The organism is Chryseobacterium sp. PvR013 (assembly GCF_017833095.1).
Lineage (GTDB): Bacteria > Bacteroidota > Bacteroidia > Flavobacteriales > Weeksellaceae > Chryseobacterium > Chryseobacterium culicis_A.
This window is the reverse complement of the sequence record NZ_JAFIBT010000001.1, coordinates 2,602,315-2,627,972: the sequence shown is the minus strand read 5'-3', so window position 1 is coordinate 2,627,972 and position 25,658 is coordinate 2,602,315. Positions and strand designations below refer to the sequence as shown.

Here is a 25,658-nt window from a genome sequence, read left to right as displayed (position 1 = left end):
AAGGCAGATCTGCGAACCGCGTTTTGCCTTTCTTGCTTATAAATAAAATTAAAATGAAAACGATTGTCAGAAATATCTTTACAGGTTTACTATTATTGGGAACTGTTGTTTTTGTAAACGGACAGTTTCTTGCCGCTTCCGATACTTCGGAAAGCAGTGTGAAAAAGTATAAAGGTATCATTAATGCCAATAAAGATCTGGTAGAATTTATTGAACAGTTACTTCTTCAGAAAGGACTTCCCAAGCATTTGAGAAACCTGGCTCTGATTGAGTCCCATTTTGACAGAAATATTACCTCAGGAGCCGGAGCTGTTGGAGTCTGGCAATTTATGACGGCACATGCCAACCAGTATGGGCTTACAGAACAAGGCCGTACTGATCTTTATAAAAGTACCAAAACAGCGGCCATTTCTTTGAGTAATCTTTATAAAAAGTATAACAACTGGGTGACAGTAGTAGCTGCTTATAACTGTGGTGAAGGAAATATTGCCAAAGCAATGGAAGCCGCAGGTTCCTCGCAGTACCATGAGTTTTATAAATACCTTCCCGGAGAAACCGTTAATCACGTGAAAAAATACCTGAATGCATGCTATGCTACGGGAGAACTTCAAAGTGTATTGAATAACTATAATTCGTCGAGAATCAATAAGATTTTCTTTGAGGGAGACCGAAAAGAGACTGCTGCAGCGCTTTCAGAAACAGAGATCAATGCCGGATTCAATCTGAACATTGTGGCTGCTGAATTAAATGTAGATGTAGAGAAAATTCTTGCCTGGAATCCGGGAATTGTAGAAGAACTCCAGAGAAAAGGAGAAAGTGCTTTCTATCTTCCCATCGATCTTATGCCCGATTTTCTGCTGAGAAAAAATAAAATACTGGTTCGTTCCATAAAAGAAGGAGGAAAGACTCAACAGTAAAATAATGTCAGATAAAAAAAGCAATCAGTGTCACTGGTTGCTTTTTTATGATAGAAATCTGTTAAAGCTATCCTAACTTTATATTAAAGAAATCTTAATATTTCTCACTGAAGTGTAAAATTATTGTTTTTGTTGTTAATTTTCAATCAGTTAAAACCCTTTACTGATGGTCTTTCGACTGAGTTCGTTAAATCCTTTGTCGTAGAATTACTACAAGAAATCGTAGAATTACTACAAATTTTCAGATTTCCCTTCAAAAGCTTTTTTTAGCAGAAAAGAGCATCTATATTTGCTAACACAATCACCGAATCACAAAATATTAACGATCAAAATTTACAATCATGGCCGAAAGAAATTCAAGAGGAATCTTAAAATTCAACAACGGAGAAGGACAGAAGCTGTTAAAAATGAATTACAGCGTTTCAAGATCTACAGACGTTTCAGGACGTGTAGCATCAGACCCTTCTAACGCACTGATCAAAGTTACAGTAGAAGCTACTGAAAAATCAGACATCCTTGAAAGCTTGTTAAATGGTAAATACAAGCCAACAGTAGGAGAAATCACTTTCAACAAATCTCATGAAGAAGGAACATTAATTAATTTGAAATGGGAGAATGGATATGTGATCCAGCACGAAGTAGATTTCGATGCAATAGACAGCAACAGTATGCTGGTAAGCTTCGTCATCAGTGCTGAAACGATTGACTACGGTACTTCTCAGTACGCGGGGCTATGGCCTTCAGCAGGTAAATAAGCCTATTCATCATCTTAGTAAAAATAAAATTGGTACAGAACAGTACACTCTTCCGAGTATACTGTTCTGTTTTTTTGTTTAAAAGAATTTCAGAGACCATTTTCCAAAAAGAAAATGACAAGTGTATAAGGGATTCATCAATAGTTTAATCTCTTTCTAAAATTGAGAAAAGATAAAGTAACCACATTCAGAACAACCGGAAAATAACAAAAATAACCAGACCTTCAAAAGGTCTTTTTTTATATAAATAAGTAAAATCAGACCGTTGTATTTCTCTTAATGGTGTAATAATATATAAATGATTGATGCTTTTTAACGGCTTTTAAAATATTTATTTATAGAGTGTTGTATTTTTATTTAAATCTAATGTCGTAGAATTACGACATGGAATCGTAGAACTACGACACCAAATCGTATAATTACGACACTTTTTCAGATTTCCCTTCAATTGCTTTTTTTTCAAAACCAAGGGCTTTATCTTTGTTATATAATTATTGAATTACAATTTATTACTAACGATTAAAATTTACAATCATGGCAGAAAGAAATTCAAGAGGAATCTTAAAATTCAACAACGGTGAAGGACAGAAACTGTTAAAAATGAACTACAGTGTATCAAGATCTACAGACGTATCAGGACGTGTAGCATCAGATCCTTCTAACGCATTGATCAAGGTTACAGTAGAAGCTACTGAAAAGTCAGACATCCTTGAAAGCTTGTTAAACGGTAAATACAAGCCAACAGTAGGAGAAATCACTTTCAACAAATCTCACGAAGAAGGAACATTAATTACTTTGAAATGGGAAAATGGATATGTAATCCAGCACGAAGTAGATTTCGATGCAATAGACAGCAACAGTATGCTGATCAGTTTCGTAATCAGTGCTGAGACTATCGACTACGGTACTTCTCAGTACGCAGGACTATGGCCTTCTTCAGGTAAATAATCCAATCAACTTAAATAAAAAAAGGAACAGTATACCATCGGTATGCTGTTTTTTGTTTTTATCAGTCACTGAAAACATTTATAAACAAATAGTTTAGAAAAAATTCACAAGCGAAGCGAATTGACTATTCATCATCATACTCTACATCCCATATCTCAGCTCATGAAATTCACCTCCGAAACCCTTCCGCAGACTTCCAGTTTTTACTCCTATTTTCTTATATTTGTTCATTATTCAAAATATGGACGCAACACAAGATAAAAGGCTGTTTCTCATCGATGCCTATGCGATGATCTTTCGTGGTTATCACGCAATGTATAAAAGCCAGCGATTTACAAATTCAGGAATTGAAACCACTGCTATTTTTGGTTTTATGAATTCATTGATTGAATTGATCAGAAAAGAAAAGCCAACGCATTTAGCTGTTGTTTTTGATGTAGGACAGGCAAGTGTTCGAACAAACGATTACGCAGACTATAAGGCCAACAGAAGTGAAACTCCTGAAGCTATCAAGATTGGTGTTCCATATATTCATCGAATTTTAGAAGCGATGCATGTTCCACGTTTGGGAGTTGAAGGATATGAAGCTGATGATGTCATCGGAACTATTGCATGTAAGGCTGAAAAAGAAGGATATACTGTATTTATGGTAACTCCAGATAAAGATTTTGGACAACTGGTTACAGATAATATTAAAATTTATAAGCCTGGTTATAAAGGTGGTGAAATCCAAATACTTGGTGTTGAAGAGATAAAAGCTAAATATGAAATTGAAGATCCTAAGCAGGTTATTGATTTCCTGGCTATGATGGGTGACTCTTCGGATAATATTCCGGGACTGGAAGGAGTAGGAGAGAAAACGGCGATGAAATTCCTGAAAGAATTCGGAAATATCGAAACTTTGCTGGCGAACACAGATAAACTGAAAGGAAAACTGAAAGAAAAGGTAGAAGCTTCCGCAGAACGTGGTATTTTATCTAAAAAACTGGCTACCATTATCTGTGATGCTCCCGTAGAATTCCATCAGGAACAATATGACCTGGAAACTCCGGATTTTGAAAAAGTAAAAGAAGTCTTTGATGAAATAGAATTCAGAAGACTATATGAGAACCTTTACAGAGCCTTTGCTCCGGCTGCTACAGAAACCGTAGTGGTGAGTGAAGTGGAAGTGAAGCAGACTCCGGCAGGAACAGAATTGAAAGGACAGGTTATGCAACTTGATCTTTTTGCCAATTTCGAAGAACTGGAACAGGCTACTTCCACAAAATCTACCATTGAACAGAACGATCATCTTTATCAGTTTATAGATAATCCCAAAGCTCAGAAAAAACTGGTAGATAATCTGCTGCAGCAGAAAGTTGTTTGCTTTGATACGGAAACAACTTCATTAAACGAACTGGAAGCTGAATTGGTAGGAATGAGTTTCTCCTATAAAAAAGGACTTGCCTATTACATTCCTCTTTCTGAAAACAGAGAAGAGGTTTTACAGACTTTGGAGATTTTCAGACCATTTTTTGAAAAAGAAGACCTGTTGAAAATTGCTCATAATCTTAAATACGATTATAAAGTTTTACAACAATACGATATCACCGTTAAAGGGGCTATGTTTGATACCATGATTGCCCATTATCTGCTGAATCCGGACGGAAGACATGGCATGGATTACCTTTCAGAAGTATACCTGAACTACAAACCGGTATCTATTGAAACAATCATTGGGAAAAAAGGTAAAAAACAAGGCAGCTTCAGAGATGCAGATGTAAGAACGCAGACGGATTATGCCGCAGAAGATGCTGACGTAACATTCCAGTTGTATGAGCTTTTTGCACCACAACTGAAAAAAGAAAACCTGGAAGAGCTTTTCTATAATATTGAAATGCCTCTGATGGAAGTGCTGGCAAAAATGGAACTGGCAGGAATTTCTCTGGATGAAAAATGGCTGGCACAGGAAAGTGTTGACCTTGAAAATGATCTGAAACAACTGGAAGCGAAGATTTTTGAACTTTCAGAAGAAGAATTCAATATGAATTCGCCTAAACAGCTGGGAGAGATTCTGTTTGAAAAGTTACAGCTGGATCCAAAAGCTAAGAAAACAAAAACCGGACAATATGCAACCTCAGAAGATGTTCTTCAAAAGTTATCTTCAAAACATGAGATCATCAAATATATTCTGGAATACAGAACGTATCAGAAACTGAAATCAACCTATGTAGACGCTTTGCCTTCACAGATTGAGAAAAAAGATAACAGAGTACATACCAATTTCTCACAAACTACTGCTGCTACAGGCCGTTTGGCGAGTGTAAACCCAAACCTGCAGAATATTCCGATCCGAACGGTGAGAGGACAGCAGATTCGTGGAGCCTTTGTTTCAGGAGAAGGAAAGAAAATTATTTCTGCCGATTATTCTCAGATCGAACTTCGTTTGATTGCTGAAATTTCAGGAGAGGACAATATGATCAAAGCCTTCCAGAATGGAGAAGATATTCACGCTTCCACGGCAGCGAAACTCTTTAAAATTCCATTGGAAGAAGTCTCCAAAACCCAGAGAAGTCAGGCTAAAACCGTAAACTTTGGGATTATTTATGGACAGGGAGCTTTTGCGCTGGCAGAACAAACCGGATTATCGCGTACAGAAGCCAAGCAGATGATTGAAGCTTATTTCGAAACCTATCCAAAGCTGAAGGAATACATGGCAGAACAGGTGAACAAAGCTCGTCAGTTAGGCTATGTAGAAACTATTTTAGGAAGAAAACGTCACTTAAAAGATATCAATTCCAACAACTTTGTGGTAAGAGGTCATGCAGAAAGGAATGCTGTAAATGCTCCGGTTCAGGGAAGTGCCGCAGATGTTGTAAAGCTTGCCATGATTAAAATAGACAGGGAACTTGAAGAACAACAGCTAAAAACAAAAATGCTGCTTCAGGTACATGACGAATTGATATTCGAATCTCCGGTGGATGAGATTGAATCAGCGTCAAAACTGATCAAAACTGAAATGGAAAATGCCTTAAAAACACAGGTTCCGCTATTGGTAGAAATTGGAGTAGGAGATAACTGGCTGGAAGCTCATTAATCAATACTGTAAATCAAACCTTAAATAAAAAACTTCCGTCTTTTGGGCGGAAGTTTTTGTTTTTTTAATGTCAATTGGATTGTTAGAATAGTTTATCTTATCATTCTAATGATAGCCAAATCATCTGTTGGTTTTACCCCATACTGATGTTCCAGCTGTTTAAGTTTTCTGTTGAGCATATCTTCCGTTTCATTATTTTTCTGATCAATCATTAAATATTCCATAAAGTTGATAACTTCATCGGAGTCTGTCTTTTTAATTTTTGAAAAGCTTAAAATACCATCAGTCGCAATTGAAACATCCTTCAAATGATCAAAAAATATTTTCTGAGACTGAGCAGAATACCAATCTTCAAAATTTTCATGAAGATGATAAGCCAAATAATCAGGTTTATTATTACGGTCAAATTCTGTAATACTTCCATTGATACAAACAATTCCATCACCAATTGTTAAAACAATTCCATTGTCTGTTGTGTTTTCGTAAAGTAAGATAGTAAGAGTAGTCAATAGCTCTTTTTCATCCAGCATCAGATGATTTTTAACAAATAGAAGTTCTTTGAATAATCCTCTTATGATTTCTCTGAGTTCCTCTTCCAGACTATCTTGGCTGTCTTTTTTATATAATGCTTTGTATCCAGCTTCAATAATGACTTTACGTAGAATTTTCTTAATAAGTGTTGAAGCAAAATGACTATCCATAGCAGTAGAACAGCCATCCATTATGGCACATACAATTTTATCTGAACCGATTTTTTTGATGAGGAAATCATCTTCACAGTGATTAATATGATAATCCCCGATGTGTAGAGTAGAATATAAATTCATTGGACACTAAATTACTCCTATTTTTCAAGAAATCACCTTATGATTTCCATGCTGGTTATATTATAAAAATGGCAACAAGTGATTTCATAAATCATTTGTTGCCAGTGTTTGTATATCCGTTTTTCTCTAATATTTAGATATCATATTCTAATTCCCCCACATAATGCAGTGCAAAATCGTCATTTTCTACAGAAACAGGATTGGGAATAACAAATCTTGTAGCAAAAATGATCGCATTTATAGGAGTGTCCAGACTGAGTTCATTCAGTTTGTTTTCCAGAATCGGAAGCCATTGATCAGCATAGGAATATTCTGCAAATTTGTCATAAAGACTAAGGCTTTCATCCTCAAAACCATATTCTATAAAGTCATCATCAAACCACTTGATATTCTGTGATTCCGCGAATTTGGAAACATACTGATCGTCACTCTCTTCTTCTATATAATAATTTTCATCCTCTTCTACAAAAGCATAAAAATCTTCTTCATTTTTAAAATATCCTAACCAGAAGTGTGAAATTTCTTTATCCATAATTTTATATAAGTATTATTTTTTGATATTTTTTAGCAGATGGGATTTTTCACCACTGATAAGCATCCCGGTCATGATAGCGAAACCTGCTGCATCTCCTATATTAACATTGATTTTTTCTGAAAATTGCTGAATAAAATCCCCGTTATTAAGATCATAGAGCCTAAATAATGAATTTCCAAAAGTCATTCCCATAGATTGGTTAACATTGAATACAACCGGAAGCAGCAGTAAATCTGCACTGCCGAATTTTTCTTTAATATAATTCATTTCCTCAGTACTGATAATAGTGGTAAGCCTGGGAAAAATTTTTACTTCTTTAGATTTATAATCTTTCTCAGCGACTTTCTTTAAAATATCCATCACTTTTGTATCCATATTAGCGCGCAAAACGGCAACATCATTAAATTTTAATTGAAGAGTATCCTTTAAAATTTTCTTTGTAATGACATCATTGTCTTCAAAATTGTTGATAATAGGTACAAAAGCCACCGTTGACCCATCGCTTTTAAAAGAATAGTTTTCATTAAACACTTTTTGAGCTTGGAAAAATGTTATTCCGGATAGCATCGTAAACAAGGCGAAAATAAGGTTTTTCATAGGGTATTTCTATTACAGTCTCTTTGTTGATTGTCTTTGGTAATTGAGAATGGTTACTATTAAAATGTAATATTACAAAAGTTTTTTCGTGAAATAAATTTTTTGAGGTGACAACACAAATCTGCGCAGCAAAAATAGTTCCTTAATGGTATTTTATTGTAAATTTATTCTCAGTTTAAATTTAAAAAAATGGATTTTCTTCAGGATCATTATGCTATTAAAAATGAATTGCTGCTTATCCTTATTTCTGTTATTTTAGGGCTGTTCATTGGTGCTGAACGGGAATATCGTAATAAATCTGCCGGTCTCAGAACTTTTATTCTGGTATGTTTCGGTGCCTGCCTGTTTACGATACTTTCTATAAAAATAGGGGTTGCCAATCCCGATCGTCTTGCAGCCAATATCATTACGGGAATCGGTTTTCTGGGAGCAGGCGTGATTTTTAAAGGAGATAATAAAATTGAAGGAATTACTACCGCAACAACCATTTGGGCCACAGCTTCTATAGGAATGGCTGTAGGGTCCGGATATGTCTATATTGCCATGCTAGGAACGGCTTTAGTATTAATCATTTTAAGTGCTTTGACTTATTTGCAGAATTTTATTGATAATTATAATAAAGTAAGAGAATACAGAATAGCAGTCTCCAGCTCAGGGGATATTAAATATTGCGAAAATATCTTTAAGGAAAATCATTTGAAATTTCAGATGATCAGACAGCAGTATTCACAGGAAGGTTTTACAGTGATCTGGAGGATTACAGGAAAAAACACTCATCATGAAGGATTAACCAAACGGTTGGTAGATGATCCGAAGATTACCGCCTATCAGTTTTAGATGAGGTATATGCAAAAAAATAAAGGCCTGAGCCTTTATTTTTATTTTTTCTTGAAAATGTAAAGATCCTTGTTGGGACCATCAATCTCTTTTCCTTCCATATCCAGCTGGATCAGTATATTCTCTCCAACCTTATATTTATAATTGGCCGATTTTCCTTTTAACGTAATCATACTTCCTGTAGCATCCCATGCAAAAGTACCTTTATCCTGGTTCTTTGAATTTCTGTCAAGATATTCTTCAGTAATGCTGAATGTTTTATCATTGTTCAATGTTAAAGAAGTCTTGATTCCCGGACAGTCAGCACATGGAACAGTTGCTTCATAAGTACCGGCCCAGTCCAGTGCATTTTCAGAGGTGTCACCCGCTGCTGTAGGCGTTGCTTTGGTAATGCTGTCTGCGGCTACAGGCTGAACTGCTGTTGCAGAATCTGTGTTGGCCGTTGTTTCAGTGGTTTCTTTTTTAGTACATGAAGCTAAGAACAGCGTTGATACCATTCCCAACATGAGCATTTTGCTTTTCATCATAATAAGTAATTTAAGTATGTTTTTAATAATAAAGTTACTTCCAATAAACAAAAATTAAGCCAGAGGGAGGTAGGAGTTTAATGTTTAAAGTTTAATGTTGCTGGTTGATAGTTGTCGGTAGACGGTTCGGGTTTACTTTATATATTAAATGAGTTTCTGTTTTCCCTTCATTAATACATTTTACAAAAACCTGATCTTAACAACTTTTCCGCCCGTTTTATAAAGCCTATTCTTATTTTTCTTCGTAAATTGGGGCAAAATTTTGATTATGACAAAAAAGATACTTTTATCTGTATTTCTTTTGCCGGCTGCAATGGCATTTGCGCAACAATATGGAGGAATGTGGATTCCTACAGAGCTGAATGAAAAGGAAATGAAGGATTTAGGAATGAAAATTTCTGCAAAAGATATTTTCAATCCTCAGAAGCCAAGCATTAAGGATGCGGTAGTACAGTTTAACGGCGGATGTACTGCAGAAATTATTTCGCCTAAAGGACTGCTTTTAACCAACCATCACTGTGGTTTCGGTCAGATTCAGGCACATTCTACAGTTCAGAATGACCTTCTTTCGAACGGATTCTGGGCAAAAAATACAGAAGGAGAGCTTCCTAATCCGGGAGTAAAAGTGGATTTTATTGTAGATATAAAAGAAGTTACTGATCATATTTTAGAAGGAACAGATAATCTTACAGAACCTGAACTTACTAAAAAGATCAACAACAATATTGAGGTGTACAAAAACTCTCAGAAAATTGAATCTTACCAGTCGATCATGGTAAAACCTATGTATTACGGAAACAAATACTATGCGTATACCATCGAAACTTATAAAGATATCCGTCTTGTAGGAGCTCCGCCTCAAAGCATCGGGAAATTCGGAAGTGATACAGACAACTGGGTTTGGCCTAGACATACCGGAGATTTCTCTATGTTCAGAATCTATGCAGATAAGAATAACCGACCTGCAGAATATTCAAAAGACAACGTGCCTTACGTTCCAAAACACTACTTACCTGTTTCTATAAAAGATAAAAACGAGAACGATTTTACTTTTGTATTCGGATTCCCGGGAAGAACTACAGAATATCTTCCTGCAGTAGGGGTAGAGAAAATCATGAAGGATATTGATCCTGCAAGAATTGCGGTACGTGATGTTGCGTTGAAAACATTAGACGAAAAAATGCGTGTAGACAATGAAACACGTATTAAATATGCTTCAAAATATGCTTCAGTAGCGAACTATTGGAAAAAGTGGATCGGTGAAGTAGAAGGATTGAAAAAATCTAATGCTGTAGAAAAGAAAGTAATGTACGAAGGTTCTTTGGTGGCTAAAAACCCGGAGATCAAGACTACTTTGGATCAGTTGAATAAACTGTACAATGATCAGGCTCCTTATGCATTAAACAATGCTTACTATACAGAAGTAATCAGAAATGCGGAGACTTTAAAGCTTGCCGGTGATTATTATGATTTCGTAGCTTCTGTAGAAGCCGGAAGAATGGATGAAAAGGAACTTTCAAAGTTAAAATCAAAATTAACTTCTTTCTATAAGGATTACAGTGCTGAGCTTGATGCAAAAGTAACTGCAAAACTATTGGCTTTATACGTTAATAAAACAGCACCACAGTTTTTACCGGCAGCATTCAATAAATATAAAGATGAGAATGCCAATATTCCTGTAGTAGAAGATATGTCTAAAAACTCTATTATCACAGGAAGAACTGCGGTAAACGGAGGAACACTGACTGCAGATATTGAGAAAGCATTTTCTAATCAGGATAAACTGATCAAAACGTTAAAGAAAGATCCTATTTATCAGCTGTATGTTTCTATGAGAGAAACCTATATGAAAACTGCAGATCCACAGTATACTTCACTTCAGGCAAAAATTGATGCTTTACAGAAGAAGTTCATGGCACAGCAGATGCAGACGGATAAAGACAGAAAGTTCTTCCCGGATGCCAACTCTACGCTTCGTGTAACTTATGGTAAAGTAAAAGGTTCTACTCCTAGAGATGCGGTTTCTTACGGATACCAGACTCACCTTGCCGGAGTAATGGAAAAATATGTTCCTGGAGATTATGAATTTGATGTTCCAAAGAAACTGATTGATCTTTACAACAAAAAAGATTTCGGAATCTATAAAGATAAAACAGGTGATGTTCCTGTAGGGTTTACTGCTACCAACCACACAACCGGAGGAAACTCAGGAAGCCCTGCTCTTGATGCTAACGGAAACCTTGTTGGATTGAATTTCGACAGGCAGTGGGAAGGAACAATGAGTGATATCAACTATGATCCTCGTTTCAGCAGAAACATCATGGTAGACACGAAATATATCCTTTTCATCATCGAAAAGTTCGCTGACTCAAAGTGGCTTGTTGATGAAATGAAGATTATAAAATAATTTTTAAAAGTTATATCTTTAAGAATCTATTTAAACTGAGTTTTAAATAGATTCTTTTTTATTTTAAATAAGATGAAAGATAGGATCATCAATGTACTGGCAGCCTTCGAATCTGAAAATATCGGAAAATCTTTTCCGCTGGATTACTGTCTGCCACTTTATCACAGTGTTTCCGATAAAGAACTTCCTCATTTAAAACATGTGATCCGCTATAAGAATACCAGACAGTTTGAAGAAGATCTGGATCATATGGCAAAGAATTTTCAGTTTGTCGACTGGCAGGAATTCAAGGAATATAAAGCTGGAAATTTTAAACCTGCGAAAAAGATTGCTTTGCTCACCTTTGATGATGGCTTCAGAGAATTTTATGATGTAGCGGTTCCTGTGTTGGAGCGTAAGGGAATTTATGCCTGTAATTTTATCAATCCTGCTTTCATAGACAATAAAGAGATGATGTTCAGGTGCAAAGCGAGCCTGCTTGCGGATGCTGCTGAAAAAATAAAAACCATAGATCCTGAAATTTATTTTATCTTATCGTTGAAAAACGCAGACAGGAGCATTTTACAAAAGAAAATTTTAACAATCAATTATCAGGAAAAAGATATTCTGGATGGGCTTGCAGAAAAATTTGAAATAGATTTTAAAACCTATTCCCAAGAATATAAGCCTTATTTAACCACAGCAGAATTAAAAGAACTTACGCGTAAAGGCTTCGGAATTTCTTCGCACAGCTGGGATCATCCGAAATATGGAGATTTATCTCTGAAAGAACAGATGGAAACAACGGATAAGACTTTTGCTTATTTAAAAGAAAATGGCTTCCTGTACGAAAGTTTTGCATTTCCGTTTACCGATTTTGAAGTAAGGAAAGACTTTTTTGATGAGCTCTATAAAAATGAGGAAATCTACTGCAGCTTTGGATGTGCTGGGATAAAACTGGACAGTGTAAAGAAAAACTTTCAAAGAATTCCCATGGAAATGGGAGAGAGCGGAGCGCAGATATTAAAAAAGGAAATTGCTTATTTCCGACTGAAAAAGCTCATCAATAAAAACATGATTATAAGAAAATGATAACCCTGAAAACATACAACAGAAAAGAACTGGAAGATTTTATATCAACCGGAGATTTTCAGCAATATGATTTTCTTCCCATTACAAAGCATCGTGCACTGTCTCATATTCAGAATCCAAAAGCATCAGACGAGGATACACTTCTTATCCTTGCTTTTTATGAAGAAAAACTGATCGGTTATGTGGGCTGTTTTCCGGATTGTTTTATCATTGATGGAAAAGAAATCCGATATGCGTGGCTCAGTACGCTGTATGCAAACCCCGAGTACAGAAAAAAAAGACCGGCAAAAGCATTGCTTAAAAAAGTTTTTGAAGAATATGAAGGGAGAATTGCCATAACAGAATTTACCAAAGAAGCAGAAGCGCTTTACAATATAATGGGTGTTTTTGAATACATTTTCCCCAAAGAAGGAAAGCGTTATTACTTCAGAACAGATGCTGCTAAAATGATTCCGGAGAAAAAGCCGGAAACCCAGTCATTGAAACCTCTTTTTCAAATCCTTGATGCTACGGCCAACGGACTTATTTCAATAAAGAACCTTATTGTGCCAAAACCCAACTTCAAATATGAAGTTCAGGATAGGATCGACAAAGAAAGTGCTGATTTTATCAATGGATTTTCTGGCCAACGGAATGCTGACGAAATTAATGCCTTTATAGATCATCCCTGGATTTTGGAGGGTGAAAAAGATGAAAAATACCTTTTTTCCAGTTTTGCCGGTACATTTAAATATTTCTGGATTAAAATTTTTGATCAGGATCAGAAAATTAAAGCCTGTCTCTTGTTGCAGCTTCGTGATGGATATCTTAAAATCCCTTACTTTTTCCCGAATGGTGATGCAGATGAGGTTGTCCGGTTTCTGAATTACTTTATTGTTACCCACAAAGTGAAAGGTTTTACCTCTTATCAAACCGTTTTGAACAAGGAAATACAACAATCAAAAGGGTTTTCCCCTATCTACGAACGTAATTTCACAAGAGAGTATCTGTTTCATAAAAATCTTTTGGAATTACTCCCCGATAATTTTAACCCAAACTATCAGGATGGAGACGGAGATTGTATGATGACGTAAAAGAATTGTAAATGATGAGTCATGAATTATAAATTATCATTCACCATTTATAAAAAACAAACCGCCTGATAGTGTTATCAGGCGGTTTGTTTTTTTAATGTCCGAAAATATCTTTCAGGCTTACTTCTTTAAATGTTCCCATTTTATTGACAGCTTCCATATCAAGATTCTCTTTTTTACCGATAATGGCTGTATTAAAATGTATGGATTGGACTTCTGTCTGATAAAACTGTTTGATACCTTCAAACTCCAGGCTCTGGATCTGTTCATAAATATTCTTTCTGTAATCATGATGAATATTGAGCTTCTGCAGTCTTAAGGTATTAAAAAATATATTATTTCGGGTAACCCTTGTCGAAGCAATCTGCTTCAGCGCAGCATTTTTGGCATTCTCAAACTGAATAGGTACTTCAGGAAGTTCGTTCATCAGTTCGTTCAGGGTATCCACTGCAATCATTAGTTTGTCAGGTTGTGTTCCGATATAAGTGGTTACATAGTCAGGGTGCTTCAGCTCAGAGTTGGCTGCATAAGAAACATAGGCTGAGTAGGCAAGACTTTTACTTTCACGCATCTCCTGGAAAACAATTGAAGATAATCCTCTTCCAAAATATTCATTGAAAACATTGATCTTTCCAAAATGAAGCGGGTTCACTTCGTTTCCTTTACCAATCTTGCTCATTTCCATCTGAACCATATCATAGTTGATGAAATTGACATTTCCTCCTGTTGCAGGTTCCGGATATTGCTTGGCTTCCGGTATCTGAAGGCTCTCAGTTTCTATATACTGACCGATATATTCTTTGAAGTTTTCAAAATTTTTACCGTAGAAAAATACCTGGTAAGGATATTTGAAAAGCTTTTTCATTCTGTCTGTGAATACTTCAGGATTGCTGCTTTCAAGCTCTTCCCTGGAAATGACATCTGTAAAACGTGAGTTGCTGCCCAGTTTTGTGTAATTGTTTAAAGCAGTTATAATACGGTTTTTGTCTTTCTTGATCGCCTGGCGGTTTTCCAGTACGGTACCCACAAACTGATTGTAGATTTCCTGATCAGGTTTTACATCCTGCATCCAATGCTGTAAAAGAGCAATTCCTTTTTCTATATTTTCTTCCAGTCCGCTTAGAGATATAATCAACTGGTTGTTTGTTGTTTTAAAATCATTGCTGATTCCTATTTTGAAAAATTCCTTTTTCAAATCTTCCGGTGAATGGGTATCTGTTCCCAAATACTGCAGAAGTTGAGTAGAAATTCCTAGATCTCTGTCGTTATCACTTCCCAAAGGAAAAATAAAATGCAGCTGAGCAATATCGTTATACTTATTCTTTACAAAGCTTAGTTTCTTTCCGTTACGCTGATCCGTGATGATTTCTTTCTGATAATCGATAAACTCAGGTTTAATATCTTCAGTTTTATCCGCTAAAATATCTTTTAAAAACTCAGATTGTGTATCACGGTTGATTTTAACAGGAGTGATTCCCGGGTTGTCAACCCTGATCAATTTGTCATTTACCCCTTTTTCTTTATTGATAACCACATAGTTTTCTTTGAAAAAATCATGGGCAAAATTCACAATATCATCCTTAGTGAAAGAAGCATACTCATCCATTTCATTCAATTCTTCTTCCCAGGTTCTTCCTTTTATATAAGAATCATAGAGTGTGGTAGCAAGACCTTCAGCCGTTTCAAGGCCTTTCATTCTCTGAAGTTTGAAATCATTAATGATGGCGGGCAGCATCCAGTCCGGGAAATCTCCTTTCTTGATCAGTTCAATTTCGTCCAGTACCATATTCTTTGCTTCCTCCAGGGTTTGTGTTTCCTTAGGAACAGCAACGATGGAAAAATATCCATACTGTCTTAATCCCACAGAAAAAGCCTGAGCCCAAAGCATTTTCTGAGTCTGATTAATATGCAGATCCAGTAATCCGGCTTCCCCTCTGTTGCTGAGTATATTCGCTATCACATCCGCCAGCATAGCTTCTCTTGTTCCATAGCTTTCTGTTCTCCATGCCAGCTGAGTGCGTGGAGTAGTAGGGCTTTTCACTGTTCTTGTTACAACTTTTGTAATGGGCTGTTCAATAATTGGTGTCTTCTTAGGAAGTTCCTTATAAGGTAATGTACCGAAATAGTGATCAATTAACTGAATGGTCTTATCAAAATCAAGATCCCCAACCAATACCATGGCATAATTATTAGGAACATAATATTCATCGAAATATTTGTGAATAGCCTTCATTGAAGGATTTTTCAAATGCTCTGGCTTTCCCAGTGTCGTTTGCTGCCCATTAGGATGAGTAGGAAAAAGAGCATCCATCAGTTCAGAACTCACAAGCCTTGTGTCATTGTCCTGCGCCCTGTTGAACTCCTCATATACAGATTCCAGCTCGGTATGGAAAAGACGAAGTACAATTTCAGAAAACCTTTCCTTTTCTATTTTCAGCCATTTTTCAAGCTCGTTGTTCGGAATATTATTTTTGTATACTGTTTCATCAAACCAGGTGTGGGCATTGGTTCCACTTGCTCCCAGAGAAGAAATCGCTTTGTCATATTCATTGGCAATGGCGTATTGACTGGCTTCCTGAGAAACTTCATCAATCTTTTTATAGATTTCCTTTTTCTTTTCAGAATCCTGTTCTGCTTTATGCTCTTCATACAATGCTGAGATCTGGTCGAGGAGTTCCTTTTCCTTTTCCCAGTTCTGAGTTCCAATACGAGAAGTTCCTTTAAACATCATATGCTCCAGATAATGAGCCAGTCCTGTATTATCAGCCGGATCATTATTACTTCCTGTCCTTACGGGAATGAAGGTCTGTATCCTTGGAGCATCAAAATTTTGAGCAAGAAAAACCTTTAATCCATTTTTCAAAGTATAGATTCTGACGTTATTTTCGTCATGTGTTACCGTAATATATTCGTATTGGTTTTTATCCGTATGTACCGTTTCCTTATGTTGTCTGTCTGTCATATATAAAACTCATTTCATTCCTTAGAAAGCGGAATGCACTACAAATGTAAGGAATCAAAAAAAAGTGTTGACTCTTTTTTATCATTATTACATCTATTGTTACAGTTGAAAAGGTGAATCATGAGGCACAAACAGTTTTTACTAATACCGTTTCCTCTTATATCTTATATAATGTACCACCTTTATTATTTATGACTGTCTATAGAAAATGGGCATTTATTTTTTCAGGAGCTATTTCCTGCTATCCATTCATACTCCTCACGCCAGCACGCTCCCACGCTCAGACCCATCCACTCTCCAACCCAAGCTGCGGGGTAACCATTTCTATCAGGGCTAGGGGAGAAGAGGGGAGTGAATTATAAATTATAAATTATAAATTATAAATGATGAATGATGAATGATGAATGATGAATGATGAATGATGAATTCGGGGTTTGGGTTTTGAGTTACATGTTTAGAGTTTCGCATTCTGTTTTTTGATATTTGAGTTTTGTTTTTTCAGGCTTCGTATTATTACGATCCTCATTTTATATTATCCTCATCAGTATTTATATTCCATAAGAACAAGCTTTATCTAGTTTTCATAACACACTTTTTTTGTATACCTATATTATATATTATATCCAGTGTTCTCTGTGCAAGTCTGTGCCATCTGTGGGAAAAAATAACCACGCATCCCAACCAATACCCATTCTCACTACAATCATATTCAATATTAGCGTTGCTTGATCCCGTTTTCATTACACACTTTTTTTGTATACCTATATTATATCCATCATCCTCTGTGCAAATCCGTGCCATCTGTGGGAAAAAATAACCACGCATCCCAACCAATACCCATTCTCACTACAATCATATTCAATATTAGCGTTGCTTGATCCCGTTTTCATTACACACTTTTTTTGTATACTATATTATCCAGTATCCTCTGTGCAAATCTGTGCCACCTGTGGGAAAAAATCACAATGCATCCCAACCAGTACCCATTCCCACTACAATCATATTCAATAGAAACGGGCTTTAGCCCGTTTTATCAAAAATATTCCTTTCCTATGGCTTTAGCCAAAACTTACTCTTTACCTATATATAGTATATAAAAGACATCATACCTTCCATTACCCATTACCCATTACCCATTACCCATTACCCATTACTCATTACTCATTACTCATGATTCCCCCTTTCACGCTCAAACCCTCAAACTCTCCCACCCTTAAACCCTCCCACTCGTAATCCCAAACATTTGTTTAAAATTTTTCTCACTTTGTATCAGTGGCTTATGTTCAAATATTACGAGGATATAACATTTATGTTAAATAAAGTTGTTTTGCGTTGCAATAAGTTGTTATCTTTGCCCCACTGAAAAACGAGAGTAGTTCAGTAGCGCAGAAGAGCTTTTAGCTAAGCAGAAACAATATGATACTTCAAAAAGAGACAAACAAAAAACTTTAATTTTTTTATTAAAAAGAGTTGCGGGTTTAAAAAGAGTTTGTATCTTTGCAGTCCCAATTACAGGGAGCGCAGGAGTAGGATGATTGAGGGTTTGGGAGAGATTAAGGTTACTTAAAAAACTTTAAAATTTTCTTCAAAAACATTTGGTCATTAAGAAATAAATTTTTACTTTTGCACTCGCAAATACGGAGCGACACTGACAGAGAGATTGCTTCGTTACAAAGCGAAAGATATAAAGATCATTGACATACAATATAACAACCAAGTAAGGAAAAACTAAAGCGTTAAAAAACTTTGAGTGAGTCAGACAAACATACAATGGAGAGTTTGATCCTGGCTCAGGATGAACGCTAGCGGGAGGCCTAACACATGCAAGCCGAGCGGTAGAGATCTTTCGGGATCTTGAGAGCGGCGTACGGGTGCGGAACACGTGTGCAACCTGCCTTTATCTGGGGGATAGCCTTTCGAAAGGAAGATTAATACCCCATAATATTTTGAATGGCATCATTTGAAATTGAAAACTCCGGTGGATAGAGATGGGCACGCGCAAGATTAGATAGTTGGTGAGGTAACGGCTCACCAAGTCTGCGATCTTTAGGGGGCCTGAGAGGGTGATCCCCCACACTGGTACTGAGACACGGACCAGACTCCTACGGGAGGCAGCAGTGAGGAATATTGGACAATGGGTGAGAGCCTGATCCAGCCATCCCGCGTGAAGGACGACGGCCCTATGGGTTGTAAACTTCTTTTGTATAGGGATAAACCTTTCCACGTGTGGGAAGCTGAAGGTACTATACGAATAAGCACCGGCTAACTCCGTGCCAGCAGCCGCGGTAATACGGAGGGTGCAAGCGTTATCCGGATTTATTGGGTTTAAAGGGTCCGTAGGCGGATCTGTAAGTCAGTGGTGAAATCTCACAGCTTAACTGTGAAACTGCCATTGATACTGCAGGTCTTGAGTGTTATTGAAGTAGCTGGAATAAGTAGTGTAGCGGTGAAATGCATAGATATTACTTAGAACACCAATTGCGAAGGCAGGTTACTAAGCAACAACTGACGCTGATGGACGAAAGCGTGGGGAGCGAACAGGATTAGATACCCTGGTAGTCCACGCCGTAAACGATGCTAACTCGTTTTTGGGCTTTTGGGCTCAGAGACTAAGCGAAAGTGATAAGTTAGCCACCTGGGGAGTACGTTCGCAAGAATGAAACTCAAAGGAATTGACGGGGGCCCGCACAAGCGGTGGATTATGTGGTTTAATTCGATGATACGCGAGGAACCTTACCAAGGCTTAAATGGGAAATGACAGGTTTAGAAATAGACTTTTCTTCGGACATTTTTCAAGGTGCTGCATGGTTGTCGTCAGCTCGTGCCGTGAGGTGTTAGGTTAAGTCCTGCAACGAGCGCAACCCCTGTCACTAGTTGCCATCATTAAGTTGGGGACTCTAGTGAGACTGCCTACGCAAGTAGAGAGGAAGGTGGGGATGACGTCAAATCATCACGGCCCTTACGCCTTGGGCCACACACGTAATACAATGGCCAGTACAGAGGGCAGCTACACAGCGATGTGATGCAAATCTCGAAAGCTGGTCTCAGTTCGGATTGGAGTCTGCAACTCGACTCTATGAAGCTGGAATCGCTAGTAATCGCGCATCAGCCATGGCGCGGTGAATACGTTCCCGGGCCTTGTACACACCGCCCGTCAAGCCATGGAAGTCTGGGGTACCTGAAGTCGGTGACCGTAACAGGAGCTGCCTAGGGTAAAACAGGTAACTAGGGCTAAGTCGTAACAAGGTAGCCGTACCGGAAGGTGCGGCTGGAACATCTCATTTTAGAGCGTCTTTAGACGATAAACAAAATTAGTATCGTAAGATACAGTACTTACTTAAAGTTCAAGCTTTAGTTTTTTGTTTGGTTGCTATATAAAAATACAAAACCCACTAGAAATTAGTAAAGGGATAGAGAGATTTTAGATTATAAATTATAGATTTTAGATTTAAATAATCATTTAAAATTTTCAATTTAAAATTTAAAATTAATAATGAAGTCTCGTAGCTCAGCTGGTTAGAGCGCTACACTGATAATGTAGAGGTCGGCAGTTCGAGCCTGCCCGAGACTACTAATTGAAGGGATTATAGATTATAAATTATAGATTTTAGATTATAACGCATGTTTCATTTAAAATTTATAATCTAGAATTTACAATTTCTACTAGAGGGGAATTAGCTCAGCTGGCTAGAGCGCCTGCCTTGCACGCAGGAGGTCAAGGGTTCGACTCCCTTATTCTCCACAGTTTTGAAAGCTTAATTTAAAAGTTACGGATAGAGCCAAAAACAATATCTGTTCATTAAGCGGACAAGAAGACATTAAGATCATTGACATTAACGGTAAAGACATCACAAAGAGATAACCGAGCACTTTCGAGTGCCGAGTTTATAAAAATATCGATAGACGAGAGTTTATCAAAAAATACTGAACTAATTTAAATATTAGGAAAGAAATCGTTAAGGGCGTATGGCGGATGCCTAGGCTTTCAGAGGCGACGAAGGACGTGGTAAGCTGCGAAAAGCTGCGGGGATTGGCACACACGAATTGATCCGCAGATGTCCGAATGGGGCAACCCGGCTGGTTGAAGACCAGTCACCTCTTAGGAGGAGCAAACCCGGAGAACTGAAACATCTAAGTACCCGGAGGAAAAGAAATCGAAGAGATTCCGTAAGTAGTGGCGAGCGAAAGCGGATTAGCCCAAAAGTCTTTATATGTTTAGAGGAATGTTCTGGAAAGAACAATCATAGAAGGTGATAATCCTGTACTCGAAAGGCATATTTGGATGATAAATGAGTAGGGCGGGACACGTGAAATCCTGTCTGAATATGGGGGGACCATCCTCCAAGGCTAAATACTCCTGAAAGACCGATAGTGAACAAGTACTGTGAAGGAAAGGTGAAAAGCACTTCGAATAGAAGGGTGAAATAGAACCTGAAACCGTACGCCTACAAGCGGTCGGAGCACCTATATGGTGTGACGGCGTGCCTTTTGCATAATGAGCCTACGAGTTAATTTTACTAGCGAGGTTAAGGTATTAAGTACAGGAGCCGGAGCGAAAGCGAGTCTGAATAGGGCGTATAGTTAGTAGGATTAGACGCGAAACCTTGTGATCTACCCATGGGCAGGTTGAAGCTCTGGTAACACAGAGTGGAGGACCGAACCGGTTGACGTTGAAAAGTCTTCGGATGACCTGTGGGTAGGGGTGAAAGGCCAATCAAACTGGGAGATAGCTCGTACTCTCCGAAATGCATTTAGGTGCAGCGTCGTATATAAGTTTATTAGAGGTAGAGCTACTGATTGGATGCGGGGGTTTCATCGCCTACCAATTCCTGACAAACTCCGAATGCTAATAAATGTTCTACGGCAGTGAGGGCATGGGTGCTAAGGTCCATGTCCGAGAGGGAAAGAACCCAGACCAACAGCTAAGGTCCCAAAATATATGTTAAGTTGAAGCAACGCGGTTGGACTGCATTGACAGCTAGGATGTTGGCTTGGAAGCAGCCATTCATTTAAAGAGTGCGTAACAGCTCACTAGTCGAGCGGTCCGGCATGGATAATAATCGGGCATAAACATATTACCGAAGCTATGGATTTGTATTTTAGATACATCTGGTAGGAGAGCATTCTATTTGCGCCGAAGCAGTACTGTGAGGTATTGTGGAGCGGATAGAAAAGAAAATGTAGGCATAAGTAACGATAAAGCGGGCGAGAAACCCGCTCACCGAAAGACTAAGGTTTCCTCAGCCATGCTAATCAGCTGAGGGTTAGTCGGGACCTAACGCGAACCCGAAAGGGGTAGTGGATGGACAATGGGTTAATATTCCCATACTTGCTCACACTAAAAAGGGGACGGAGTGCCGTACTTACTGGAGACTGACGGAATAGTCAAGGCCTAGCCTTCGGGCGAAGCTGCTGTAGGGAAAGTGCTTCCAAGAAAAGCCGAAGTGAAGCAACCCGTACCAAAACCGACACAGGTAGTCGAGGAGAGAATCCTAAGGTGCTAGAGTGAATCATGGTTAAGGAACTAGGCAAAATAGTCTCGTAACTTCGGGAGAAGAGACGCCATCAGCAATGGTGGCCGCAGTAAAGAGGCCCAGGCGACTGTTTATCAAAAACACAGGACTCTGCAAAATCGAAAGATGCAGTATAGGGTCTGACACCTGCCCGGTGCTGGAAGGTTAAGGAAGGTGCTTAGGGTTAAACCGAAGGCATTGACTGAAGCCCCAGTAAACGGCGGCCGTAACTATAACGGTCCTAAGGTAGCGAAATTCCTTGTCGGGTAAGTTCCGACCTGCACGAATGGTGTAACGATCTGGGCACTGTCTCAACCATGAGCTCTGTGAAATTGTAGTATCGGTGAAGATGCCGATTACCCGCAATGGGACGAAAAGACCCTGTGAACCTTTACTATAACTTCGTATTGACTTTGAGTAAGTAATGTGTAGGATAGGTGGGAGGCTTTGAAGCAGGCACGCTAGTGTTTGTGGAGCCAACGTTGAAATACCACCCTTTACTTACTTGGAGCCTAACTTCTTTTAGAAGGACATTGCGTGGTGGGTAGTTTGACTGGGGTGGTCGCCTCCAAAAGAGTAACGGAGGCTTTCAAAGGTACCCTCAGCACGCTTGGTAACCGTGCGTAGAGTGTAATGGCATAAGGGTGCTTGACTGTGAGACCTACAAGTCGATCAGGTGCGAAAGCAGGACATAGTGATCCGGTGGTTCCGTATGGAAGGGCCATCGCTCATAGGATAAAAGGTACTCCGGGGATAACAGGCTAGTCTCCCCCAAGAGCTCACATCGACGGGGAGGTTCGGCACCTCGATGTCGGCTCGTCACATCCTGGGGCTGGAGAAGGTCCCAAGGGTTGGGCTGTTCGCCCATTAAAGTGGCACGCGAGCTGGGTTCAGAACGTCGTGAGACAGTTCGGTCTCTATCTATTGCGGGCGTTAGATGTTTGAGAGGGCTTGATTCTAGTACGAGAGGACCGAATTGAACAAACCTCTGGTGTATCAGTTGTACCGCCAGGTGCACTGCTGAGTAGCTACGTTTGGAAGAGATAAGCACTGAAAGCATATAAGTGCGAAACTCGCCTCAAGATGAGACATCTTTTAAGGGTCGTTGGAGATGACGACGTTGATAGGCTATAGGTGTAAAGACAGTAATGTCATAGCCAAGTAGTACTAATTACCCGTAGATTTATAGCCTGATATGGCGCACGGAAGTGCAGCAAGGTTACCTCTTTGTGAAAGTTTTTATCGATAAAATAGAAGTTAGAATCTAGATATTAGAAGTTAGTTTTTACTAATCTCTAAGTACTAATCTCTAACCTCTTATATACAACCTTTAGGGTGGTTTTAGCGGTGGGGCTCACCTGTTCCCATTCCGAACACAGAAGTTAAGCCCACCAGCGCCGATGGTACTGCTAACGCGGGAGAGTAGGCCGCCGCCAGTTTTTATTTTATTTTTAAAAATCCTTTATCTGATGATAAAGGATTTTTTTTGTTGTATACTATCCCCATAGCTACCTGCTTACCGTACAAATCCCAACCCAACATAAATAATCAGCAATCAGCAATGAGTAATAAGTAATATCCAACGTATGCTATCATTACTTATTACCTATTACTCATTACTCATCTCTACCCAACACTATTGTCACTCCGTAGAAGTCTAAACAATCCATTTAAAATTCTGTAGTTTATCCTTTGAATTATTCTTTAGACTCTAATAAATGTGGCTAGATTCCTACGGAATGACATAATCGGAACTATTAAAACTCACGATATAAAACTGATCATTCTTAAATCGGATCCCAAAACTCATAATTTATAACTTATAATTCATAATTGACTTTCTCCTAGCCCCGATAGCAATGGTTACCCCGCAGCTTGCGTGGGAGCGTGCAGGCGCGAGGAGTATGAATGAATAGCGGGAAACAGCTCCTGAAATATCTTGTTGTTATTTACCAAACTATTTCCCTGTATAAACGAGTTTTACTGGAATAAATTCAATAAGTTTGTAGGAGTTTTCCAAAAATAATTATAATGTCAGGAAATATTCTGATCATCGATGATGAGATCAAGCTCCTTAAACTCCTAGGAATGATCCTTTCCCAAGAAAATTTTAATGTAAAAGAAGCTTCTACTGCACGTTCTGCTATGACGATGCTGGAGCAGTATGAATTTGATGTTGTTCTGAGCGATGTGCGCCTTCCTGATGCTTTTGGGGTAGAGCTGGTTAAGTCTATTAAAGCCAAATATCCTCAGCTGGAAATTATCCTGATGACAGCATTCGGTAATATTACTGATGCAGTGCAAGCTATGAAGAATGGAGCCTATGACTATCTGGTGAAGGGTGATGATAATGAGAAAATAATTCCATTGGTGTATAAGGCTCTTGACAAGGTAAAAGACAACAAGTCAAGGATGGTTCAGCAGATTGTAACGAAAGGTTTTGACCAGATTATTGGTAAGTCACCTTTAATTTTACAAGCTAAAAAACTGGCAGAAAAAGTGGCTCTAACGGATGCAGCAGTTCTTCTTACAGGAGAAACAGGGACTGGTAAAGAGGTTTTTGCGAGTGCTATTCATGAAGGCAGTGACAGAAAGAAGAATAGTTTTGTGGCCATCAATTGCTCTGCATTTAGTAAAGAGATTCTTGAAAGTGAGCTCTTTGGCCACAAACAGGGGGCTTTTACAGGGGCGATAAAGGATAAAAAAGGATTGATTGAAGAAGCTAACGGAGGGACTTTGTTTTTGGATGAAATTGGTGAAATGCCTATAGAACTTCAGGCGAAGTTACTCAGAGTTTTGGAAACCAAGGAATTCATCAAAATGGGGGAAACAAAAGTTTCAAGATCCGATTTTAGATTAATTGCAGCTACCAACAGGGATCTGGAAGGTGAAATAAAGCAGGGTAATTTTAGAGAAGACCTTTATTTCAGACTGAACGTCTTTGAGATCACTCTTCCGGCTTTAAGAGACAGAAAAGAAGATCTGAAGGCACTTGCGAAGAACTTTGTTGATATTTTTTCACATAAACTTCACCTGTCTTCTGTTCAGGTTGATCCGGATTATTATAAAGCTTTAGAGAAAAATGATTGGAAAGGGAATATCCGTGAGTTGAGAAACGCTGTAGAACGGAGTTTGATTTTAATGGATAACAATATTCTGGATGCAGAAAGTCTTCCTCATTATTCTGAAAAAAATACTAAAGAAAGTGATTCTTTAAGTATCAGATCACTGGAAAAAATACATATACAGAAAGTTTTGCAGTATACAAAAGGGAACAAAGCAGAAGCAGCCCGTCTACTTGAGATTGGTATTGCCACATTATACCGTAAACTGGAAGAATACGGATTAAAATAAATCTTTTATCATTTTAATAAAGAGCCTATCATTTTGATAGGCTTTTTTGTTTTAGCAGATGTTGTGTTTTTGTTGTAAGTGTTTTTATTTCAATTGTTTAAATGTTTTTATTTTAAAGTGGACTTTCTTTTGGCATATAGTCTCTGAATAAAATATTTAAAAATGACAATTTCAAGAAAAACGTTTAAAAAACGGGAGCATTCAACTTTTAGTCTGCTGATTGTATCGTATGTATTACTGACTCTTTTAACCCTAATGA

14 protein-coding genes, 2 tRNA genes and 3 rRNA genes are annotated in these 25,658 nt (G+C 38.1%); 14 read left to right on the top strand and 5 right to left on the bottom strand.

The window, feature by feature from the left end; translation table 11 throughout:
• Positions 1–53: 53 nt before the first annotated feature.
• The 4 genes from JOE44_RS11815 to polA all read left to right on the top strand — a co-directional run bounded on the left by JOE44_RS11815 (position 54) and on the right by polA (position 5,696).
• On the top strand, positions 54–917 hold the full coding sequence (locus JOE44_RS11815) for a lytic transglycosylase domain-containing protein (protein WP_209785744.1): 864 nt from the start codon (positions 54–56) through the stop codon (positions 915–917).
• A gap of 341 nt (positions 918–1,258) precedes the next feature.
• Positions 1,259–1,672: a type VI secretion system tube protein TssD gene (gene tssD, locus JOE44_RS11810; RefSeq protein WP_105684426.1), complete on the top strand. Its 414-nt coding sequence runs from the start codon at positions 1,259–1,261 to the stop codon at positions 1,670–1,672.
• A 534-nt stretch (positions 1,673–2,206) separates the two neighbouring features.
• Positions 2,207–2,620: a type VI secretion system tube protein TssD gene (tssD, locus tag JOE44_RS11805; RefSeq protein WP_123276316.1), complete on the top strand. Its 414-nt coding sequence runs from the start codon at positions 2,207–2,209 to the stop codon at positions 2,618–2,620.
• A gap of 241 nt (positions 2,621–2,861) precedes the next feature.
• A complete protein-coding gene (polA, locus tag JOE44_RS11800) occupies positions 2,862–5,696 on the top strand; it encodes a DNA polymerase I (protein ID WP_209785743.1) in 2,835 nt (944 codons plus the stop codon).
• Between the two features lie 92 nt (positions 5,697–5,788).
• Here the strand turns inward: polA and JOE44_RS11795 are convergent, their stop codons facing one another.
• From JOE44_RS11795 to JOE44_RS11785, 3 genes are all read right to left on the bottom strand, one after another.
• A complete protein-coding gene (locus JOE44_RS11795) occupies positions 5,789–6,523 on the bottom strand; it encodes a protein phosphatase 2C domain-containing protein (protein ID WP_209785742.1) in 735 nt (244 codons plus the stop codon).
• A 133-nt stretch (positions 6,524–6,656) separates the two neighbouring features.
• Complete coding sequence (locus JOE44_RS11790) at positions 6,657–7,055, bottom strand: immunity 22 family protein (RefSeq protein ID WP_209785741.1); 399 nt, start codon at positions 7,053–7,055, stop codon at positions 6,657–6,659.
• 15 nt (positions 7,056–7,070) lie between these two features.
• A complete protein-coding gene (locus JOE44_RS11785; RefSeq protein ID WP_209785740.1) occupies positions 7,071–7,655 on the bottom strand; it encodes a hypothetical protein in 585 nt (194 codons plus the stop codon).
• A 189-nt stretch (positions 7,656–7,844) separates the two neighbouring features.
• On the opposite strand from JOE44_RS11785, the gene JOE44_RS11780 reads away from it, so the two are divergent.
• Positions 7,845–8,492 carry an MgtC/SapB family protein gene (locus JOE44_RS11780; protein WP_209785739.1) on the top strand — a complete coding sequence of 216 codons (648 nt, stop codon included), beginning with the start codon at positions 7,845–7,847 and terminating at the stop codon, positions 8,490–8,492.
• A gap of 41 nt (positions 8,493–8,533) precedes the next feature.
• Here the strand turns inward: JOE44_RS11780 and JOE44_RS11775 are convergent, their stop codons facing one another.
• Positions 8,534–9,019, bottom strand: a complete 486-nt coding sequence (locus tag JOE44_RS11775) for a copper resistance protein NlpE (RefSeq protein WP_245169765.1) — start codon at positions 9,017–9,019, stop codon at positions 8,534–8,536.
• Between the two features lie 268 nt (positions 9,020–9,287).
• Between JOE44_RS11775 and JOE44_RS11770 the strand changes: the two genes are divergently transcribed.
• The 3 genes from JOE44_RS11770 (at position 9,288) to JOE44_RS11760 (ending at position 13,570) form a co-directional block, all read left to right on the top strand.
• Positions 9,288–11,426, top strand: a complete 2,139-nt coding sequence (locus JOE44_RS11770; RefSeq protein WP_209785738.1) for a S46 family peptidase — start codon at positions 9,288–9,290, stop codon at positions 11,424–11,426.
• A 72-nt stretch (positions 11,427–11,498) separates the two neighbouring features.
• Positions 11,499–12,497 (top strand): polysaccharide deacetylase family protein, encoded by a 999-nt coding sequence (locus JOE44_RS11765; RefSeq protein WP_209785737.1) that lies wholly within the window; start codon positions 11,499–11,501, stop codon positions 12,495–12,497.
• Positions 12,494–13,570, top strand: coding sequence for a GNAT family N-acetyltransferase (locus tag JOE44_RS11760; RefSeq protein ID WP_209785736.1), 1,077 nt, complete (start codon positions 12,494–12,496; stop codon positions 13,568–13,570). Before JOE44_RS11765 ends, JOE44_RS11760 begins: the two co-directional genes overlap by 4 nt.
• A gap of 94 nt (positions 13,571–13,664) precedes the next feature.
• Here the strand turns inward: JOE44_RS11760 and JOE44_RS11755 are convergent, their stop codons facing one another.
• Complete coding sequence (locus tag JOE44_RS11755) at positions 13,665–16,532, bottom strand: insulinase family protein (protein WP_209785735.1); 2,868 nt, start codon at positions 16,530–16,532, stop codon at positions 13,665–13,667.
• A 1,767-nt stretch (positions 16,533–18,299) separates the two neighbouring features.
• Between JOE44_RS11755 and JOE44_RS11750 the strand changes: the two genes are divergently transcribed.
• The 6 genes from JOE44_RS11750 to JOE44_RS11725 all read left to right on the top strand — a co-directional run bounded on the left by JOE44_RS11750 (position 18,300) and on the right by JOE44_RS11725 (position 25,399).
• Positions 18,300–19,816: ribosomal RNA gene (locus JOE44_RS11750) — 16S ribosomal RNA — on the top strand.
• 213 nt (positions 19,817–20,029) lie between these two features.
• Positions 20,030–20,103, top strand: a tRNA-Ile gene (locus JOE44_RS11745).
• 97 nt (positions 20,104–20,200) lie between these two features.
• Positions 20,201–20,274, top strand: a tRNA-Ala gene (locus JOE44_RS11740).
• A 204-nt stretch (positions 20,275–20,478) separates the two neighbouring features.
• Positions 20,479–23,236: ribosomal RNA gene (locus JOE44_RS11735) — 23S ribosomal RNA — on the top strand.
• Positions 23,237–23,376: 140 nt separating this feature from the next.
• Positions 23,377–23,484 (top strand): 5S ribosomal RNA (gene rrf, locus JOE44_RS11730).
• The 16S, 23S and 5S rRNA genes sit together here with 2 tRNA genes alongside, the layout of an rRNA operon.
• A gap of 592 nt (positions 23,485–24,076) precedes the next feature.
• Positions 24,077–25,399, top strand: a complete 1,323-nt coding sequence (locus tag JOE44_RS11725) for a sigma-54 dependent transcriptional regulator (RefSeq protein ID WP_209785734.1) — start codon at positions 24,077–24,079, stop codon at positions 25,397–25,399.
• The last annotated feature ends 259 nt before the right edge of the window (positions 25,400–25,658 follow it).

Coding starts and splice junctions, on each gene's coding strand:
- JOE44_RS11795 (WP_209785742.1), bottom strand. CDS start 6,523: ATGAATTTATATTCTACTCTACACATCGGGGATTATCATATTAATCAC.
- JOE44_RS11760 (WP_209785736.1), top strand. CDS start 12,494: ATGATAACCCTGAAAACATACAACAGAAAAGAACTGGAAGATTTTATA.
- polA (WP_209785743.1), top strand. CDS start 2,862: ATGGACGCAACACAAGATAAAAGGCTGTTTCTCATCGATGCCTATGCG.
- JOE44_RS11770 (WP_209785738.1), top strand. CDS start 9,288: ATGACAAAAAAGATACTTTTATCTGTATTTCTTTTGCCGGCTGCAATG.
- JOE44_RS11790 (WP_209785741.1), bottom strand. CDS start 7,055: ATGGATAAAGAAATTTCACACTTCTGGTTAGGATATTTTAAAAATGAA.
- tssD (WP_123276316.1), top strand. CDS start 2,207: ATGGCAGAAAGAAATTCAAGAGGAATCTTAAAATTCAACAACGGTGAA.
- tssD (WP_105684426.1), top strand. CDS start 1,259: ATGGCCGAAAGAAATTCAAGAGGAATCTTAAAATTCAACAACGGAGAA.
- JOE44_RS11725 (WP_209785734.1), top strand. CDS start 24,077: ATGTCAGGAAATATTCTGATCATCGATGATGAGATCAAGCTCCTTAAA.
- JOE44_RS11785 (WP_209785740.1), bottom strand. CDS start 7,655: ATGAAAAACCTTATTTTCGCCTTGTTTACGATGCTATCCGGAATAACA.
- JOE44_RS11815 (WP_209785744.1), top strand. CDS start 54: ATGAAAACGATTGTCAGAAATATCTTTACAGGTTTACTATTATTGGGA.
- JOE44_RS11775 (WP_245169765.1), bottom strand. CDS start 9,019: ATGATGAAAAGCAAAATGCTCATGTTGGGAATGGTATCAACGCTGTTC.
- JOE44_RS11780 (WP_209785739.1), top strand. CDS start 7,845: ATGGATTTTCTTCAGGATCATTATGCTATTAAAAATGAATTGCTGCTT.
- JOE44_RS11765 (WP_209785737.1), top strand. CDS start 11,499: ATGAAAGATAGGATCATCAATGTACTGGCAGCCTTCGAATCTGAAAAT.
- JOE44_RS11755 (WP_209785735.1), bottom strand. CDS start 16,532: ATGACAGACAGACAACATAAGGAAACGGTACATACGGATAAAAACCAA.